The sequence below is a fragment of the Litorilituus sediminis genome, assembly GCF_004295665.1.
GTDB classification, from domain to species: domain Bacteria; phylum Pseudomonadota; class Gammaproteobacteria; order Enterobacterales; family Alteromonadaceae; genus Colwellia; species Colwellia sediminis.
The window spans coordinates 4096695-4116085 of record NZ_CP034759.1; the positions used below are offsets into that span (position 1 = coordinate 4096695).

General features: G+C 39.5%; 14 protein-coding genes. 8 read left to right on the forward strand and 6 right to left on the reverse strand.

Annotation, left to right across the window (positions count from 1 at the left end):
* Positions 1-38: 38 nt before the first annotated feature.
* The 3 genes from EMK97_RS18160 to cobN are packed head-to-tail and all read left to right on the forward strand — an operon-like array spanning position 39 to position 4986.
* Complete coding sequence (locus EMK97_RS18160; RefSeq protein ID WP_130604184.1) at positions 39-578, forward strand: MotA/TolQ/ExbB proton channel family protein; 540 nt, start codon at positions 39-41, stop codon at positions 576-578.
* Positions 578-928 carry a DUF2149 domain-containing protein gene (locus EMK97_RS18165; protein ID WP_130604185.1) on the forward strand — a complete coding sequence of 117 codons (351 nt, stop codon included), beginning with the start codon at positions 578-580 and terminating at the stop codon, positions 926-928. Before EMK97_RS18160 ends, EMK97_RS18165 begins: the two co-directional genes overlap by 1 nt.
* Positions 928-4986, forward strand: coding sequence for a cobaltochelatase subunit CobN (gene cobN / locus EMK97_RS18170; protein ID WP_246028831.1), 4059 nt, complete (start codon positions 928-930; stop codon positions 4984-4986). Before EMK97_RS18165 ends, cobN begins: the two co-directional genes overlap by 1 nt.
* Positions 4987-5072: 86 nt before the next feature.
* Here cobN and EMK97_RS18175 read toward each other — a convergent pair whose 3' ends face one another.
* Entirely contained in the window at positions 5073-6836 is a 1764-nt protein-coding gene (locus tag EMK97_RS18175; RefSeq protein WP_130604186.1) for a hypothetical protein, read from the reverse strand.
* Positions 6837-7645: 809 nt separating this feature from the next.
* On the opposite strand from EMK97_RS18175, the gene EMK97_RS18180 reads away from it, so the two are divergent.
* Entirely contained in the window at positions 7646-9808 is a 2163-nt protein-coding gene (locus tag EMK97_RS18180) for a TonB-dependent receptor family protein (protein WP_130604187.1), read from the forward strand.
* An 81-nt stretch (positions 9809-9889) separates the two neighbouring features.
* Here the strand turns inward: EMK97_RS18180 and EMK97_RS18185 are convergent, their stop codons facing one another.
* The 3 genes from EMK97_RS18185 to pabB all read right to left on the reverse strand — a co-directional run bounded on the left by EMK97_RS18185 (position 9890) and on the right by pabB (position 13671).
* A complete protein-coding gene (locus tag EMK97_RS18185; RefSeq protein WP_130604188.1) occupies positions 9890-11266 on the reverse strand; it encodes an L-serine ammonia-lyase in 1377 nt (458 codons plus the stop codon).
* Positions 11267-11575: 309 nt separating this feature from the next.
* The gene (locus EMK97_RS18190; RefSeq protein WP_130604189.1) at positions 11576-12160 is read right to left on the reverse strand and encodes a CoA pyrophosphatase; all 585 of its coding nucleotides are present in this window, start codon (positions 12158-12160) and stop codon (positions 11576-11578) included.
* A 50-nt stretch (positions 12161-12210) separates the two neighbouring features.
* Positions 12211-13671 (reverse strand): aminodeoxychorismate synthase component I, encoded by a 1461-nt coding sequence (pabB, locus tag EMK97_RS18195; protein ID WP_211342254.1) that lies wholly within the window; start codon positions 13669-13671, stop codon positions 12211-12213.
* Between the two features lie 144 nt (positions 13672-13815).
* Between pabB and EMK97_RS18200 the strand changes: the two genes are divergently transcribed.
* The 4 genes from EMK97_RS18200 to EMK97_RS18215 all read left to right on the forward strand — a co-directional run bounded on the left by EMK97_RS18200 (position 13816) and on the right by EMK97_RS18215 (position 17237).
* Complete coding sequence (locus EMK97_RS18200; protein WP_130604190.1) at positions 13816-15339, forward strand: fumarate hydratase; 1524 nt, start codon at positions 13816-13818, stop codon at positions 15337-15339.
* Positions 15340-15640: 301 nt separating this feature from the next.
* Complete coding sequence (locus EMK97_RS18205) at positions 15641-16075, forward strand: hypothetical protein (protein ID WP_130604191.1); 435 nt, start codon at positions 15641-15643, stop codon at positions 16073-16075.
* A 102-nt stretch (positions 16076-16177) separates the two neighbouring features.
* A complete protein-coding gene (locus EMK97_RS18210) occupies positions 16178-16504 on the forward strand; it encodes a hypothetical protein (RefSeq protein ID WP_130604192.1) in 327 nt (108 codons plus the stop codon).
* 109 nt (positions 16505-16613) lie between these two features.
* The gene (locus EMK97_RS18215; RefSeq protein WP_130604193.1) at positions 16614-17237 is read left to right on the forward strand and encodes a hypothetical protein; all 624 of its coding nucleotides are present in this window, start codon (positions 16614-16616) and stop codon (positions 17235-17237) included.
* 89 nt (positions 17238-17326) lie between these two features.
* Here EMK97_RS18215 and EMK97_RS18220 read toward each other — a convergent pair whose 3' ends face one another.
* Both EMK97_RS18220 and EMK97_RS18225 read right to left on the reverse strand, forming a co-directional pair.
* Complete coding sequence (locus tag EMK97_RS18220) at positions 17327-18160, reverse strand: zinc metalloprotease (RefSeq protein WP_130604194.1); 834 nt, start codon at positions 18158-18160, stop codon at positions 17327-17329.
* 168 nt (positions 18161-18328) lie between these two features.
* Positions 18329-19255 carry a LysR family transcriptional regulator gene (locus EMK97_RS18225; protein WP_130604195.1) on the reverse strand — a complete coding sequence of 309 codons (927 nt, stop codon included), beginning with the start codon at positions 19253-19255 and terminating at the stop codon, positions 18329-18331.
* Between the last annotated feature and the right edge of the window lie 136 nt (positions 19256-19391).

Sequence of the window (19391 nt, forward strand, 5' to 3'; positions counted from 1 at the left end):
TCATGTTAACGCTTAATTTATGAGAGGTAGTTAGCACTGTGAATATCCAATTTTTAGAAATGACCATGGCACAAGCGTCAGAGTTTTTGATGGCGCCAGTTATTGTTTTAATTTGTTTGTTAGTGATTTATGCCATTTATGCATTAGGGCGTTTTTGTTCGCAATATTTGGTCAGAAAGCAAAACAAACTTGCCTATACACGTCAGCTGACAAATCAAGAGTCAGGGCAGATTACTACGCATGCAGGTTATCCCATCCACAATTATTTTGTAAATAATCCAAATGCCAGTGAAGACGAATTGGAAGTCGTAGCCTTAAAGCAGCTTGAAAACTTACGTGTTGTCACTCGTATAGCGCCTATGCTTGGCTTAATTGCCACTATGATCCCTATGGGGCCAGCATTACAAGCGCTAGCGGACGGTAATATTCAAGGGATCAGTGAGAATTTAATTATCGCTTTTGCCGCGGTTATTTGGGGCTTGGTTATCTCTTCGTTAACTTTTTGGCCGGCATCGGTTAAAAAGCGTTGGTGCGCTAATGAGCTAATTAATATTCGTAAGCTTAAAGGGCAGGCGTAATGAAGTTTTTAGATGAAGATGAAGAATTAAATCCGATTGTTAGCGCAGTAAATTTGGTCGATGTCTTTTTAGTCATCATAGCGGCATTACTTATTGCGCTAGCACAAAACCCACTTAATGTTTTTTCTAGCGATGATGTCACGGTTGTGAAGAATGCTGGCAAACCTAATATGGAAGTTATTGTTAAAAAAGGTAAAGAAATCAAGCAATACAAGTCGACAGGAAATATTGGCTCTGGTGAAGGAATGCGAGCTGGTGTTGCTTATAAAATGGCTGATGGCAGCTTTGTTTATGTGCCAGAAGGGGACGAAGCACAAGCACAGTCAGATGCTAAACAGGTAGAAAAATAATGATAAAACAAACCATGTTAAAATTTTTAATTGCCTTAACTTTGCTATTCGCTTTTGTTGGTCAAGCAAGCTTGGCTAGCGATGCAGCATCAGAAAAAGTCAGCAAGCCACAAATATTATTAATGATGTCAGGTCATGCCTCTAAGCCTAAAGGAGACTTGTTATTATCATTAGCAAAAGATCAGCCATTTGAGTTAGTTAACTTCTCAACTAAAGGCAAATCTGAACAAGAGGTTAAAGCAGCCTGGTCAAAAGCTCAGCTTATTATGCTCGACGGTATTAACCCTGCGCTTTCTAAATATATGTTTGCTAAGTATCAAAGTTATTTAACTGAGATACCTAATGTTCCAGTGATTTCTCTTGGCGATTTAAGCAATGAAAAAATGAATCAAGGGCTTGATGAAAAACACAAAAAAGCCATTGGTAGTTACTATAAAAATGCTGGCCGTGTTAATTACCAAAACATGATGTATTACTTAGCTAATGACTACTTAGGCTTATCAAACATCAAGGCAAAGGCACCTTTTGTTGTGCCTAATGTTGGTTTATATCATTATGATTTCCCAGGGCAAGTAACAGATAAAGCCGATGAATTCTTTAATTTCCTACAAATAAAAGACAAACAACCAGTAATAGCCATAGGTATTCACCGTAGTGTTATTGATTACGAGCAACAGCAAGTGGTTGATGCGCTTATTAAAGGCTTGGAAGCAAAAGGTGCAAAAGCGTTAGGTTTTTTCTTTGAAGGCGAAGAAAAATCAATGAATTACACCGATTTATTGATGCATGAAACAGAAAATGGTAAACAAGCTCATGTTGATTTAATGATTAACTATCGCTCGTTACACTTTGTTGAAAAACGCCGTGGTGAGTTTGAAAAGCTCGGCGTACCTGTACTGCATGCTATTAACTACACAGAAGGTAATCAAGCAGAATTTGAAGCGGATCATGCCGGTATTTCTCCCTCTTTAACACCATTTTTCTTGGTAATGCCAGAAGATACTGGCAGTGCTGATCCAACCATTATCGCCGCAAATGATAAAGGTGTTAAAACCATTATTGATTATCAACTTAATGCCTTAGTTGAGCGCGCTTATAATCATGCAAATTTAAAGCATATTGCCAATCAAGATAAAAAGGTTGCCACCTTTATTTGGAATTACCCTCCAGGTGAAAAGAACATAGGAGCTGCCTTTTTAGATGTACCAACCTCGATTGAAAATATCGCTAAAGCCATGAAAGAAAAGGGCTATCAAGTTGATGTCAAAGAGCCTAAAGCGCTAATTGAATCAGCGGGCAAATTACTGCGCCCGTATTATCGCGGTGAAGATGCTGAACAGTTGATAGCGCAAGATTTAGCCGAGTATATGCCATTATCAACCTACTTAACTTGGTTTAATGCCTTACCTGAAAATGTCACTAAACCTATTGTCGAGCGCTGGGGAAAGCCTGAAGAAAGCGGCATGTTGCGTAAAACAACCATAGACGGTAAAGAAGTGAATGCTTTTGTTATTCCGCGCATGAATCTAGGCAATATGATAGTGATGCCGCAAGGTGTTCGCGGTGAAGATGCCAAGGAGCATGCTAACCTGTATCACAGCACTAAAACGCCAATTAATCACAGCTATTTAGCAATTTACCTATTTGCTCGCCAGGGCTTTGGTGCTGATGCTTATATCCACTTAGGTACACATGGCTCACAAGAGTGGTTAACAGGTAAAGAACGTGGTTTATCCGTGTATGATGCGCCAAGTTTAGCCATCGGCAATTTACCAGTATTTTACCCGTATATTATTGATAATGTGGGTGAGGCGATGCAGGCTAAGCGTCGTGGTCGCGCTACTATGATAAGTCATTTAACTCCGGGCTTTGCCAAAGCAGGTTTATATACTGAGGTCGCTACTTTAAGTGAAAAGATCACCAACTACTTGATGCTGTCTGAAGGGCAAACTAAGGCTAACACGCAAACAGAAGTGATTGAAATGGCGCAAGCGCTCAACATGCTTAATGATTTGTCGCTTACTAAAGAAGAAGTGATGGCAAATTTTGATGAGCATATTGCCAAGCTGCAAGATCATCTAAATGCTTTAGCACAAATGAGCCAACCACTTGGCGTGCATATTTTTGGCGAACTTCCTCAAGATGCGCATTTATTTAGTACTATGCTACAAATGCTTGGTGATGACTTTACTGCGCGTGCGGCAAGTTATGAAAAAGCTAATAATCTTGCCATAGCTGAAGAACAGCAGTTTGATGAGCGCAATGTTAAGAAGTTAGCGGCGCTTGATGGTTTTCAATTGCTTAAAACCTATATTGAGAATCCTGCTGTGTTGACAGATTTAGACGAAAAGTTACAGGCAGATTTAACGTTAGCTAAAGAATATTGGAGTAATTTTCAAGCGATTGCTGAAACGCAAAACTTAATGCTGGCATTGGAAGCTAACTATATTCCAATTAGTTATGGTAATGACCCTATTCGTAACCCTAATGCCGCGCCAACAGGGCGAAACTTAATCGGTTTTAACCCGGCAAAAGTACCTTCAAAAGAAGCTTATGATGCGGGTGTCACTTTGATGAATCAAACCATAGATGCCTATGTTGAAAAGCATGGTAAGTACCCTGAAAAGTTAGCATTTTCGCTATGGTCATTAGAAACTATGCGTCATCAAGGGGCACTTGAAGCGCAAATATTACACGCATTGGGTTTAAAACCTAAATGGAATAATCAAGGTAATGTCGTTGATACTGAAGTCATCCCGTATAGCGAATTAAAGCGTCCGCGTATTGATGTGGTCATTTCTGCCACGGGCCTATATCGTGATGCGTTTCCTAATGTGATGTTATGGCTAGCAAAAGCCATTGATAAAGTAGCTAAAATGAAGGAAGACAATAACTTTGTTTACCGACATGCTAATGCACTGCGTAGTGAGTTACTGGAAAAAGGTAAAACTGAAGAAGATGCCGATTATTTATCGTCTATTCGTATCTTCTCAAATGAAACCGGCAACTATGGTACAGGTTTAGCGGGTAGTTCATTAGCTTCTGATACCTGGGAAACTGATGACAAGCTGGCAAATCTTTATTTAGACCGCATGGGGTTTGCTTTTGGCGCCGATGAAAAGCGTTGGAGTGAAAATGTGTCTGATGCATTGGGCGAGGGTGAAGGTTTGTACTCAAAAGTATTATCAGGTACCGATGGTGTTATTTTCTCTCGCTCTACTAATTTGTATGCCTTGATGACTAATGACGATCCGTTCCAATATTTTGGCGGCATTGGCTTAGCAGTAAGACATTTAGACGGTGCGACACCTGAAATGTACGTAGCTAACTTACGAAAAAAAGATCAGCTGAAAACGCAAACACTTGCGGAGTTTGTTAATCAAGAGATGCGCAGTCGTTATTTCCACCCGCGCTGGATCAAAGCCATGCAAGATTCTGGTTATGCGGGCGCAACCGCTATTTTAGATCGCATGAATAATATGTGGGGCTGGGAAGTGATGACACCAGAAGCCATTCGTGATGATCAATGGCAAGAATTCTTTGAAGTTTACGTTGAAGATAAGTACCAAATGGATATGCGCGAGTTCTTTGAACAGCACAATGCCGAGAGTTTGGCGCAAATTATTGAACGTATGCTTGAAGCCGTGCGTAAAGGTTACTGGCAGGCAGATCAAGAAACCATTAAGAAAATGGTGGAAACATACACGGAAATTGCCAGCGAGTTCGACGTAGCTACAGATAATGAAAAATTCAATGAGTATATGGACAATACCGCCGCAGGCTTTGGTTTAATGCCGCTTTCTCAAGCATTGGCGCAAGCGCAGGCACAAGTTACGCCGCCGGCACAAGCTGCTAACGCAAGCCAGCAAGTGACGGGGCAAAAGCTGGAAGAACAGGCTAAATCTGAGCCGGTAGAGTCGGATTACAGCATACTGTATTGGTTAGCGCTGATCTTTGTAACTGGTTTATTAGCGCCAATTGTTAGGCCAGAGAAAAAGCGGCTCATTGAGTTGTCAGATATTAAAAATCAAGTAGAAGTCTTTAATAAAGCGGCTTGATTTTGATAGCAGATTAAGCCCAATTTAGAGCTATTTAAAAAGCCTGATAGCTATTATTAGTTATCAGGCTTTTTGCTATTCATTTTTTATTCTGGCGGTGTTGATAAACAGCCAGCCGCTTCTGAGGTAGCATCGTCAATAGAGCTGGCATGACCTGTCACTAAATAAAAGTCGTAGTGAAAGCCGACTCCTTGCATTGATGAACTTCTAAAATATAACCCAGGCCAGGCCATCCCGCGTACTACGGGCGAATCTTCAAATTGTGGGTAACGGCTAACAATAGCATCATAAAATTGCTGTAAGCCATGGGGGTCAGAGGTATCGTCTTTACCTTGCACTGGTAACATCATGCCTCTGCCTGCGCAGCTGGCAGTTGCCGTGGCGTGATCATACATGGTCCAGTTGATTTCTGTGCCTTCAGCAAACCAAGTGCCAGTGTGTAAAGGCACACTGCCAGCGCTGCTGTGGTTTAATAAGATTGATTCAATATCATTTAGTGGTCTATGCAGGCGCTTGGTGACACCATCAATGGTTAAGTCGATATAGTTTAGCGGTGCGACTACCCGTTTAGTGATATTAAAATCACCATCAATTTCGGTCGGTAAGCCGCCAGTGATGACATCACTAGGTTGCTCTGCAAGTGGTAGGCAGATTTCATCCTCTTCAACGGTGTCGATACATACCTGTAAACCTTTACCAACTAATTGTGAAGCATCATCGGTGTCGTTTTGACCCTTGATGATAAATTCTGTTTCATTCGTTGACTGAGTCCATGAGCTATCACCGACAATCGTTTGCCAACTAACGCCATTAACCGTATAACCTTTGATCACAAGTGTTATGGTTTCTTCTAAAGCGAGCTCTCCAGAGACGACAATGTCGGCAATATCTGTATTGATACAGGCTTGCTCGCCTGTATCTGGTATACCCGTTAAGGCGACAGGGGTAATGCAAAATGACAGTAGTTTACCTTGGCTGTCCTGTGGAAGCAGTAAACTCGCTTCTTGACTTATTTCACTATTATCAATTGACCAAGTCATTAGGCTTTCGCCTTCTTGATCGCCATCACTATCAACAAAGTCATAGTTAATGGATATTTGATTGCCTGCCTTGGCAAATGCGGAAAAGCTAAGGTTTTCAATACTAGGAGCTGCGCCTTCTTTTGCCATAATCATTTGTGCTGGTGTACAAACTGCTTCGCCTGTGGCATTTTCACCAAGTGCTGCAACAGGCGTAACACATAGCGTTAGCATTTTATCTTGGTTATCGGGTGATAAGGTGATGCTTGCTTGCGTGCTTACTTCATTATCATCTACTTGCCATGAGTACTGGCTATCGCCTTCGGTACGATTATTTTCATCAACAAAGGTATAGCTTGCGCTAATTTCAACGCCTGTGGTGATAGGTGAGGATAAGGTGAGATCTATTAGAGTTGGCATTGAATATTGCCCTGTGATGGTTTCATCAACGCAAACTTGCATGCCTTGTTTTTCATCGCCAGATACTGCTACTGGGGTTACGCAAAAGCTTAATGCTTTACCTTCACTATCGAGTGGCAGGGTAAATGAAAGGGTAGTGGCTACCTGTTCGTTATCAATGCGCCATAGGTAAAGGCTATCACCTTCTGGATCATCGTCATCCACATAGCTATAGCTAGCTTTTATTACTTGCCCTGGTTGAATAGGCGGCACAATGGTGACATTGGTCGCTTCAGGTGGCTTGTCGTGAAAGATAGGCTTATTTCGAGACTCACTACCATACCATTCACAGGCAGCGAGCATACTCAGTGCAGCGACGACTAACAACATCCTTATTGAGTCTTTTAATGGTTGTTTTGTTTGACTAAACATTCATAATTCCTCAATTTTTATTTATCTATATCAAGGTTAGTCAAGTTGATGAATTACTGCCAAATTAATATCGCTTATAGAGGTCAAACAGCTTTCATACTATGTAAATATATTAAATTTATTGCATAAATCGTGTTATGGACGAGTGAAACGGCGAGCTAGTCTTAACTGAAAGTTTAGTTATCAGTTCAGACATCAACATTTATTTAGCTAAATCATTTAAAAATCAACAAGATTGTATATAAATCTGTACAGTTAAACGCTTGGTGTGCAAAAATCATCAAGTGCCAATTGAGCTTAAAGTTATCTCAATTGCTTACTTTAGCTGCTACTTCTGCTGTTGCTAATTTTATTTGTTGGGAATTAAATCACATCTAATACTTATTGAAGATTTTTTTAGCCTATTTAAGAAGAAAGTAGAAAGGCTAGGTTTTCAATATTTCCGTGAATAATGTTAACAACTAATCATTTGATTCAAATTTAAAAAAGCTAAAAGTTAAGCTGCTGTGAAAACTATTTATCTGCTTTTTTCATCAAAACCTTACTTGGCTGACTTGGTAATTGTTATCCGTTCAGATTTGTAATTATGATAGATATGTCACATTTTTTCATTAATTTACAAATAATTAACTTATTCCTCTGCCGACGAATTTAACTCTGTAATAGTTAAAATTGCATGAAGATTTATGCACTTGTAATAGATTGTTAATCATTATGTGAATGCTATTGATTCGTATTAGTCTGCGTGCTGTAATGCGCGAAAATTCAGTCAATACGTTTCAATACAGAGAAATCTTTCGGAGTAGTAGATGTTAGTTAAACCCTTTAGACTCAACCTAGTGAGCTTAGTCGTAGCAAGCGCCTTTTCCTCACTAGCGATGGCCAATGGAACAGTAGACAGTGCTTCAGTGGATGAACAGATTTCAATTTTTGGTAATAAAAACTCAGTTAATGAGGTGCCAGGTAGTGCTCACCTACTTAAGCAAGAAGATCTAGAAAAATTCAACTATTCAGACATTATGCGTACCTTAACTTCTGTACCAGGTGTTTATGTGTTGGAAGAAGATGGTTATGGTTTACGCGCTAATATTGGTATGCGTGGTACGGGACAAAATCGTAGTGAGAAAGTCACTATTATGGAAGATAATGTTCTGGCAGCACCTGCACCTTATGCCGCGCCAGCAGCGTATTATTTTCCTACAGCAGGGCGTATGCAACAAGTTGAGGTGCTTAAAGGCACCTCAAGTGCAATGTATGGCCCGCGCACCACAGGTGGTGTGGTGAATATGCTATCTCGCCAAATTCCTGAAGAAGCGTTGGCAGGTCAATTGAATGTGCAAGCCGGTCAAGACGGCTTTGCAAAATTGCATGGCTTTGTTGGCAGCCAAGGAGAAAACTTAGGCTCAGTTTTTGAAGTTTACCGTTATCAGGCTGACGGCTTTAAAGATATCAACCATAGTGATGCCGATACAGGTTTTGTTAAAAATGATGTCTTAGGAAAAGTTCGTTATAACACAGATACTGATGCAGACTTTTATCAAGAATTTGAATTTAAAGTGAAATACTCAGATGAAGATTCTGATGATACTTATATGGGCTTAACCGAAGCTGATTATAACTCAGAGCCATATAGCCGCTATTCTACATCTCAAAAAGACAATATGGCTACTGAACACCTGCAGTTGCAATTTAACCATACCATTGAATTAAGCTCACGCTTTAGTTTAGGGACTAGTGTTTATCACAATGACTTTAGCCGTAACTGGTATAAAACCAGCAAGGTCAATGGTAAAAGCTTAGGTTCTGGTGGTATAGAAATAGCAGCAGCCCATGATATCAACGCAACAGAAACTATTACCGTAGATGTTAAAGCCAATAACCGAGATTATCTATCTCAGGGTATTCAAACGGTTTTAGATGCTGACTTTGATGCTCATCAACTTAAGTTTGGCGTTAGATATCATCAAGATGAAATGGACAGATATCAATGGGTGGATAAATATGATTTAGACACAAACTATCATATGACACTGACGAGTGCTGGGCAGCCAGGTACTGATTCAAATCGCATAGATAGCGGTGAAGCCTTGGCTTTGTTTGTTCATGACGAGTGGACCTTAGGTAACTTGATTGTCAATGCTGGTCTTCGTTATGAAGACATGAAATTAGCGCGTAAGGACTGGGAAACTCCTGAGCGCAGCACAACGCCTGACTATACAGAAAATAAGCTTGATGTTGTTCTGCCATCACTAGCATTAGCTTATAAGTTAACCGATGATTTAGTATTACTTGGTGGCGTACAAAAAGGTTTTGCGCCGCCATCACCTGGCAATGATGAAGCTAGTAATGAAGAAAGCATTAACTATGAGCTTGGCGCACGTTTTAGTCAGGATGCCTTAAGCGCAGAAGCAACCTTGTTCTTATCTGACTATGACAATATGCATGGTAATTGCACCGAAAGCCAAAACTGTGCAGATGAAAATATCGGCCAACAATACAATGCCGGTGAAGTAAAAATTTCAGGGTTAGAATTTAAGTTGGCTTACGCTATCGATTTTGGTGATATTTCCATGCCGATAGATTTAACCTATACCCATTCGCAAACAGAGTTTTTAACTAGCTTTGATTCTGATTTTTGGGGTGGGGTGACAGCAGGCGATGAATTACCTTATGTTGCTGAGAACCAATTACAATTTGTTATTGGTTTAGAAGGTGATAAATGGCGCACTAATTTGCTTGCTAGATACACAGGTGAAATGCGTACAAAAGCGGGCTCTGGCGTAGTTGAAGAAGGAATCGATGCGCATACGGTTGTTGATTTAGTGGCAAGTTATGATATCGCTAAAAATCAGCAGGTAAGCTTTAGTGTTGATAACTTACTTGATGAAAGCTATATGGCATCACGTACCCATGGCTCTATTATGGTGGGTAAACCATTAACGGTGACTTTAGGCTATCGCGTTAATTTCTAAATAGTTGCTGTGTAGCAGATAAAGAAAAGCCGCATTCGCTAATAGCGAGTGCGGCTTTTTGTTACTTATGTTATTTAATTATTAACACTCAATAATGTTAACTGCTAGGCCGCCACGCGACGTTTCTTTATATTTAGTCTTCATATCATTACCTGTTTCCCACATGGTTTTGATAACTTTATCTAAAGAAACTTTTTGTGTTCCTGTGCCTTTAAGGGCTAAACGGGCAGCGTTGATGGCTTTAACTGAGCCCATGGCATTACGCTCAATGCAAGGTACTTGTACTAAACCGCCCACCGGATCACAGGTTAAGCCTAAGTTGTGCTCCATGCCAATTTCAGCGGCATTTTCAACTTGTAAAGGTGTTCCGCCTAAAATTTCCGCTAATGCACCTGCGGCCATTGAGCAGGCAACACCTACTTCACCTTGACAACCTACCTCAGCACCCGAAATTGACGCATTAGTTTTATATAAAATACCAATGGCAGCTGCGGTTAATAAATAACGAATACAGTCATCATCCGAGACTGGTTTTACAAATTTATCGTAATAACATAATACCGCAGGAATGATGCCCGCAGCACCGTTAGTCGGCGCGGTAACTACGCGACTGCCAGCAGCATTTTCTTCATTTACTGCCATAGCAAACAGGTTAACCCAGTCCATAGCACTGAGTGGATCATTCGACTTTTCTACCGACAGCGTGCGATGCAAGGCTGGTGCTCTGCGGTGAACCTTTAAACCACCCGGTAAAATCCCTTCTGTGGTCATACCGCGTTCGACACTTGCTTTCATGGCATGCCAAATTTCAATCAGCTTAGTACGAATGGTTGCTTCATCATTTAGGCATTTTTCATTATTCATCATCATGGTAGAAATACTTAGGCCATGCTCTTTCGCTTGTGCCAGTAATTCTTCACCATTTCTAAATACATGAGGGCGCTTGATATTGCTGTGAAGCGATAGTGCTTTGTCTTTTTCTTTTTCAAAGTCACAATCTTCAACAATAAAGCCACCACCAATAGAGTAATAGGTTTGCTCTAACACTAGCTCGTCACCTTGATAAGCATATAATGTCATGGCATTAGCATGCGCAGGTAAGGTTTTTCTATGGTGATAAATAATGGCATCATCTTTTGGGAAGTCGACTTCATGTGTACCGTTAAGTATGATTTTTTCAGTGGTGACAACATTTTCTAAAATCGACTCGATTGATTCTACAGGAATCGTTTCTGGTGCTTCGCCTGAAAAACCTAAAATAACCGCTTTACCTGTACCATGGCCGATACCAGTTTGTCCTAATGAGCCAAACAGTTCACATTTAACTCGATCAACATTCGTTAATAATTGCTTAGTTTCTAAGGTATCAACAAATAGCTTAGCCGCTTTCATAGGACCAACGGTATGGGAACTTGATGGGCCGATACCGATAGAAAACATGTCAAATACACTTATCATTTTGTTTACCTTTACGCTAGTTGCTCTCTGTGTATACATCATAAGTTAAGCTGAATTATTGTTGCAATAAAAGTACTTTGCCTATTCTTTTGCTTAACTAAAAATTCACGGACTCTTTTAAAAAGAAGAAATCATATCAAATACGTAATTGCTATGAGTTTCCGAATATTAATATGCTTTGATGTATATAATTGAAATTATTTTCGGTAATTCTAGCTGAAAGTTATCGGTAAGAAAAACAAAAACTACGTTAGGGCGTACTAAGTTATAACAAAACACTCTGTGTATTGGTGCTTAACTGGCGGAAACTTAACTTAAATGGTTAACTAAATCTTTTAGCATGACCGCAGTCGCACCCCAGATATTGTAGTGCTTGTAGGGTAAAAAATGTACATTGTGCTGCTTGCCGTTTCTACTGGCAACAATAATATGGTGCTCATCGGTTTGTAAAAAGTGCTGTAACGGCACTTGAAATATTTCAGCTACTTCATTTTTGTCTATAGTAAAGCGTTGGTTTTTCTCGATAAAGGCAATGATAGGGGTAACTTGATAGCCGCTGATGGTTTGATAAGCAGGTAGTTGACCAATAACATTAATGGCGCTTTCCTGTAAGCCAATTTCTTCTTCTGACTCTCTAATGGCGGTGGCAACCAACGAGCTATCATCAGGCTCAACTTTACCGCCGGGAAAGCTTACTTGGGAAGGATGATGTTTTAAATGACTGGCTCGTTTTGTTAGTAATACCTGTAAGCCTTGTTGGCCTGCTTTATGATCAGGCTCTACTAAACCAATAAGCACTGCAGCATTTTTAAGCGGTTTATGGTGTTGGTAGTTGTGACCAGAATCACCACGTTGCAATAAATTAAAGCGCAATAAAAACTCGTCTTTTGTCATTGATATTCGCCTTTTTGTTACTGCTAATAAGGTTAAATATTATGGTTAACTTAACTTAACTTATTTAAAATAGGTAAAATCTTATTTACCTTATCAAAGGTTTCTTGATATTCGCTATCAGCGGTTGAATCTGCCACTAAACCGCCGCCTGCCCAGCAATATATTTGTTTTTCAGACTCTTTTTGCTGACATATTAAGGTGCGAATGGTAATGCTGGTATCCATAGTACCACAGGCAGAAATATAGCCAATAGAACCACAATAGACGCTGCGTTTGTGAGGCTCTAATTCTTCTATGATTTCCATAGCGCGTATTTTAGGTGCGCCAGTAATAGAGCCGCCGGGAAAAGCACCACGGAGTAAATCCGTTGCTTGTTTATTCGTTTGTAATTTACCTTCAATGGTACTCACTAAATGATGTACCGCGGGGAAGCTTTCAATGTCAAAGAGCTTAGGTACTTTGACCGTACCAGCTTGGCATGATTTACTGATGTCGTTTCGTAATAAATCAACAATCATTAAATTTTCCGCTCTATCTTTCGTTGACTTAGCTAACGCCTTAGCATTAGCTTTATCTTGTTCGAGGTCTGCACTTCTTGGCTTAGTGCCTTTAATTGGTTTGGTTTGTACTTTACCTTGTTCAAGCTTTAAAAAACGCTCGGGCGAGACACTTAAAATTGCTGTATTTTCTAAGCGAATAAAGGCAGAAAATGGCGCTTGATTGGCTTCTCTTAACGCTAGGTAAGCTTGAAACTCGTCACCTTGGTATTGTGCATTAAAACGCTGAGCAAGGTTAATTTGATAACAATCACCACTGAGTAAGTAATCTTGTACCTGATTAAACTTCTTGGTGTAACTTGCCTTATCCATATTGGCTTGCCAATCGCCTGTTAGCATAAATGGCTTTTTAACTTGCGCTTCAGCTTGTGTTTTAACTGGGAGGATGAGTGCTTTTATATCCGTTTCTATTTGCTTGCGACTTTCTTCTGGGCATAGCAAGTAAAAGCATTGGCTTTGCTTATCAAAAATAATGGCTTGGCTATAAATACCTAGCGCCATTTCTGGTAAGTTAATATCATTTTCAGCAATATTTGGCAGCTTTTCAAAACGCTGACCTAAATCATAAGCAAAATAACCTAGTGCACCGCCAGTAAAAGGCAAGTTATTAGCAGAAGGCTTACTTGGTGCTATAGCCTGTGCTTGTAACTGTTCAAGTAATGACAAGGGCTCTTGCTCACTTTGTATAGCGTGACCAGATTTCATTTCTTGAATGCGGGTGCTATTACCCTGTGTTGTTAGGGTAAAGTCAGGCTGCCAAACGATAATGTCAAAGCGGCTATCAATATGCTCACTTTCACAAGAGTCTAACCAAATCGCCCAAGCTTGATTGGCTAACTTGCTAAATACTGCTAATGGTGAGGTACTTTCAGGTAAAATTAATGGCTTTTCAGATAGCTTTTTGGCAGTTATTTCTAGGCCAAATTGCGAGAAAAAAGATTGCTTACAGGACAAGGTGTTCGTTACTCATACTATTCGCTAGTTAAATAGTTAATATCAGCCATAAGAGACTGGCAGCACTTTCAATAGCAGGTTATTATAGATGTTAGATTTATTATAACTTTCAACTCAATAATATAAAAGCTAATAGAGAGCACTATGGCCATCATTAAACAACAAGATTTGATCGACAGCGTCGCTGATGCACTGCAATATATTTCTTATTATCATCCACTTGATTTTATCCAAGCATTAGAAAAAGCCTATCATAAAGAGCAAAATACTGGAGCAAAAGATGCCATTGCGCAAATTTTGATTAACTCACGTATGTCTGCCCATGGTAAGCGTCCAATTTGTCAAGACACAGGTATAGTTACTTGTTTCGTAAAAATTGGTATGGATGTTAAGTGGGATAAAACCGACATGACGGTTCAGCAAATGGTGGATGAAGGGACACGTCGCGCCTATATGAATCCAGATAACCCACTGCGCGCTTCTATTGTTGCAGATCCTGCTGGCGCTCGTAAAAATACCAAAGACAACACACCATCAGTTGTGCATATTGATTTAGTTGAAGGTGGTGAAGTTGAAGTGATGATCGCAGCCAAAGGCGGCGGTAGTGAAAACAAAACTAAAATGGCGATGTTAAACCCAAGCGATTCTATTGCTGACTGGGTTGTAAATACCTTACCAAGCATGGGAGCGGGTTGGTGCCCACCAGGTATGTTAGGTATAGGTATAGGTGGTACGGCTGAAAAAGCTGGCGTACTCGCTAAAGAAAGCCTAATGGAGCCTGTTGATATTCAAGAGCTGATTGACCGCGGCCCACAAAATGCAGAAGAAGAGTTACGTTTAGAAATCTTTGAGCGTGTTAATAAATTAGGTATTGGTGCACAAGGCCTAGGTGGTTTAACAACGGTTGTTGATGTGAAAATTAACTCAGTACCAACGCATGCAGCGTCAAAACCTGTAGTAATGATCCCAAATTGTGCGGCAACTCGTCACGTACATTTCCACCTTGATGGCTCAGGCCCTGCTGATTTAACTCCGCCTAAACTAGAAGAGTGGCCAGAAATTACTTGGGAAGTAGGTGAGAACGTACGTCGAGTTAATGTTGATGGCCTAACCAAAGAAGACATTAGCGAATGGAAAACAGGTGAAACGGTACTATTAAGCGGTACTATCTTAACTGGTCGCGATGCTGCTCATAAGCGTATTAGCGATATGTTAGCTGCGGGTGAAGAACTGCCGGTAGATTTTACTAATAAGTTTATTTACTACGTAGGCCCAGTTGATGCCATAGGTGATGAAGCGGTAGGTCCTGCTGGCCCAACAACAGCAACACGTATGGATAAATTCTCAGACATGATGTTATCAAAAACAGGCGTGTTAGGCTCAATTGGTAAGTCTGAACGTGGTCAAGCTACTGTTGAGAACATTAAAAAGCATAAGTCTGTGTACTTAATGGCTGTAGGCGGCGCAGCGTACTTAGTTTCTAAAGCGATTAAGAAAGCTAAAGTTGTTGCCTTCCCAGAATTAGGCATGGAAGCAATCTACGAATTTGAAGTAGAAGATATGCCAGTAACTGTAGCAGTTGATACTAATGGTGAGTCTGCTCACGTAACAGGCCCTGCAATTTGGAAAGCTAAAATTGAAGAGTTAGACGCTGAGCTGAAAAAATAACAGCATCTAAATCACTCTATTGAAAAGCGCCTTGTGGCGCTTTTTTTATATGTAAATATTATTTAAAAAGTTATGACAATTTATACAGTATTAACCAATTTTATTAGTTTTGTGTGAAAGAAGGAATAATTCCTCCTTTCACACGTCAACCAGTTGGGCGGTTTTATAATAAGTAATTGATAAAGCTTAAAAGAAGGCGTATTTTATACATTTTTAAAATCACGAAAGAAGGAAAAAGTTCGTGTTTAATTAAGGGCATTTTTTCTTCTAATAAGTAGTTATACAGACACGGAATTTAGTCATGAATATTGTTCTAGAGAGTAGTTGGCAAGCACTTAAAGAAGTAGCATTTATGTTCGTTACTGGCTGTATTATGTCAGTTTTAACAATTTTTCATTTTGGCGATTTATCGCAAGCTTTTAACCACTCAGGATGGTGTTTTCTTTCTGTTTCATTGCACTTACTTTCAATCTTAGAGTTTATGGCTGGGTTTAATCAAAATACCGATAAAGATAATTTAAATCAAAAAGTTGGCGTTTCAATTAGTTTAGGTGGATTAGTTCTTAGTGTTCTCTTGTTAAATTTAAGTGTTACTGCAACTTTTGAAAATAAAGCAATATCCTTCCCATATTATTCAGCTCTATTGTGGGGGCTTATATCATTGGGTGTATTCAATAGGTTTATGTCAAGAAATATACTCTTACAACGTAAAGCAGGAAGAGTTAAATCCGTATAACAAGTTGCTCAAACACAAAACGCTTGGCTTGCGCTCTTTTGTCGTTAATTCTAGCCTGCTATTTCGCGCTGATTAAGCGAGGCGTTATATGCCTAAAAAAGTATGTTTGCAAAAACCATTATAATTCTGACAATTGCTATTTTCTTTATTGCTTACTTAATGCCTGTAGCAAATAAGTCAGATTCAAAGCCTTCTAAAAAAGAAACGTGGCAATGTTTTTTCATTGGGCTAGTCGGTGCAGCATTAATTACACCAGCATTTTACAATTTAGTCATTATTCCCGTTGGAATTTGGTTTTTGCTATTTGCAGGAGGTTTAGTTCCTTGGTGGTCAAAATACAAAAAAGCGTTTGCCTATCAATGGGGAATATTTTTTGGTATTACTATTGGGTTAGCTGCGATATTTGAATATTTGCAAGGCGGCATATAATAAGCTGTTAAATCAAGATGAAATACCGTTGGCTGTTGCTTCATCGTCGCTTATTTAAGCCAACTATAATTTGCCTATTAACGAGGGCGCTAGCCATAAAAGGATGTTCATGCAGAATAATTATAATATTCGTTTTCCAAATAGAGAATTTTCATTAACAGATAATGAACTCGAAAACTTTGGGGAAATGATCGGAATTAAATGGAAAGTAAAAGGTAAATATTCAAAAGCTTTTTTACTAGATCTTTATTGTCATAATGAACTATATGGCATTAATCCTGAAGAAGTATTAGAGGCAATTAAAGAAGAGGAAAATAATAGTAAAATAGTAGGTATAAAGGCAGCAACAGAGTTCAAAAGGTTTCCACTAAAGGGTTTATGGCATAAGCACTATTATTCTGCTCGTTTTATAGCACAGAACATAAAAAACCAATTAGCCCGAGGAGGCTTAGAAAAGATAGTTAAGGAAGTTTTTGATCCTAAAATATCACCAGTGGCAACAAAGGAAATGATCGAAGAATTATCTTATAGAGTTGTACACGAAACATTGGACAAACGAAAAAATATACAAAAAATGACAGGTGAGTGGATAATCTTTGCAAAACATAAAGGTGAAAACTACTACCTTTGTATGGGGACTCACCACAATGAAGACCAAGAAATTAGAAAGAAGATAGAATTATTATGTTCACGAGAGTTTCCATTTTTAAATGATATTCTTGCAACAGAATAGTTTCTGGATAACACAAGGTTGTTAATCGGACAATTTTCAGTTGGCTTTTGTTTGCGACTTACATATTCTAATTAACTATAAATAGCCGCTTAATTTAGCGCGGTAGTCAGCTCAGTTACGTTTCTCGGTCTAGTTTTAATTCTTGCTCTTGCTAAGAAAAAAATGGCCAGTAACATTATGTAGATTGTTGCTGGCTCTGGTACTGATTGGGGCTGCTCTAATGTGCGTAAACCTAAAGTACGTGCAAGTGATTGCATATTAGTGTTGCTAAATGCGCGGTTTTTTAATCGCTCACCATTTGGCATTGAAGAAGGTGGTGCACCTGTTGCCATAACACCCCAAGCCGATTCTCCCGGGTTACTTTGAGCGCCATTTGGGTGACCAAGCGCTAATGCGTGACCTATTTCATGGGAAAGTGTACCAGCAATGGCATTGACTACTTCCGTTAAGTCCCAACTACCACCTGCACTTGGTGAAAGCCAGTTAAATATATTATTTGAAAATACTGATCCAAAAATTGTATTTTGCGCAACCGTATTACTCGATACGCAAGCAAAACAGGCAACCCCAAAGCTACCTGATGAGCCAGAGCCTATTTGAATGGTATAGTGACTTGAATCTAGTGTTGAGACATCAGTTGAAACAGAGGCTAAGATAAAGTCGATATCTAACTGTTGGTTGTTGCCAATGAAGTCGTAATCGTTGCTGTAGTAGTCTTGACGTACAGCTTGTAAAATCGCATTAGTGACTGTGCTATAGCTTTCAGTTAACCCTGGTGCTTGGCTTAGTTCAAAATTGTTTGTGATGTTGCCCCACATGTCTTGAGAGCCTAAGGTTTCAAAATCTAATTTAATAAGTAATGCATTGCTATGAAAGCTGATGGACAGGCATAAGCATAAAAATAAGTTATTAATACGCTTCATTTTATCACTCCATTGATGGTTGAGTTGCTTTTAAGGATTGTTGTTAAATGCAAATAAAGCAAGTTGGGTAGTAAAACTTTTGAAATATATAACGTAAATTTTATTTTAAAGCCAATATCATGCCGACTAAATTTCGTCTAGCGTTTATTAAATATGGCAATAGCTAACCTATGATTGCGCTATCATGTCTGTTAACCACTGTGAAAATGCTTGAACTGGTGCGTAATCGAGCTTGTCGTTTGGGGTAACTAAGTAATAGCCATTGTCTGTGGTTAGCGGTGTGCAGCAAACCTCAACTAATTCTTGTCGTTTAAGTTCGTTCTCAATTAAAAATTTAGGCAAGAGTGCAATACCTAAGCCCGCAATAGCGGCATTGGTGGCGATAGAAAATTGCTCAAAGTGCATGCCTTGTTTGGCTGAAACCTCAATATTATGTCGAGCAAACCATTGTTGCCATGCATCGGGACGAGTAGAAATATGCAATAAAGGTTGCTCGGTTAGACTAGCAATAAACTTGCTTTTGTTTTCTGGGCTGCAATCTTTCGTTTTGATTTTTTCAAGTAGCGAAGGGGCGCATACTGCAACTGACTCTTCCGCCATTAAAAAAGTGCAATTAGCTTGTGCCCAATCGCCCTGACCAAAATGAATAGCGCAATGTACGTCTTCTAATGAGAAATCAAACTGGCTTAATTTACTGGCGGTATTGATGGTAATGTGTGGATGCTTAGCTAAGAAATCTGCTAAGCGCGGCATTAACCAGCGCGAGCCGAACATAGGTAAAATAGCGATATTTAATACGCCGCCTGCGGGGTTGGTCATAATATTTAACGTGGCCGAACGAATACTACTTAATGCGCTGTGAATATCTCTTGCGTAACTTTTACCTACTTCAGTTAAACAAATACTTTGTTTGTGACGATGGAATAAGGTGACATTAAGCTGCGCTTCAAGTGCATTTATTTGCCTAGAAATAGCGCCTTGCGTTAATGCTAGCTCTTTTGCTGCAGCGGTGAAACTGCCGGTTCTTGCTGCTGCGTCGAAGGCGGCTAGCATACTCGTGCTAGGAAGTAGTCGTTTAGATTGTGGCAAGCTCATGTGTTCGTTTTGAGATAAAAATTCTATTTACGCAGTGTACTAAAGCTTTATAGGGATTTATTTGCTTTAGATCATTACCAAAGCTCATAACCTAGTGAACTAATATCGTTTGTAAAGGCAGCCGAGTTAACAAAAA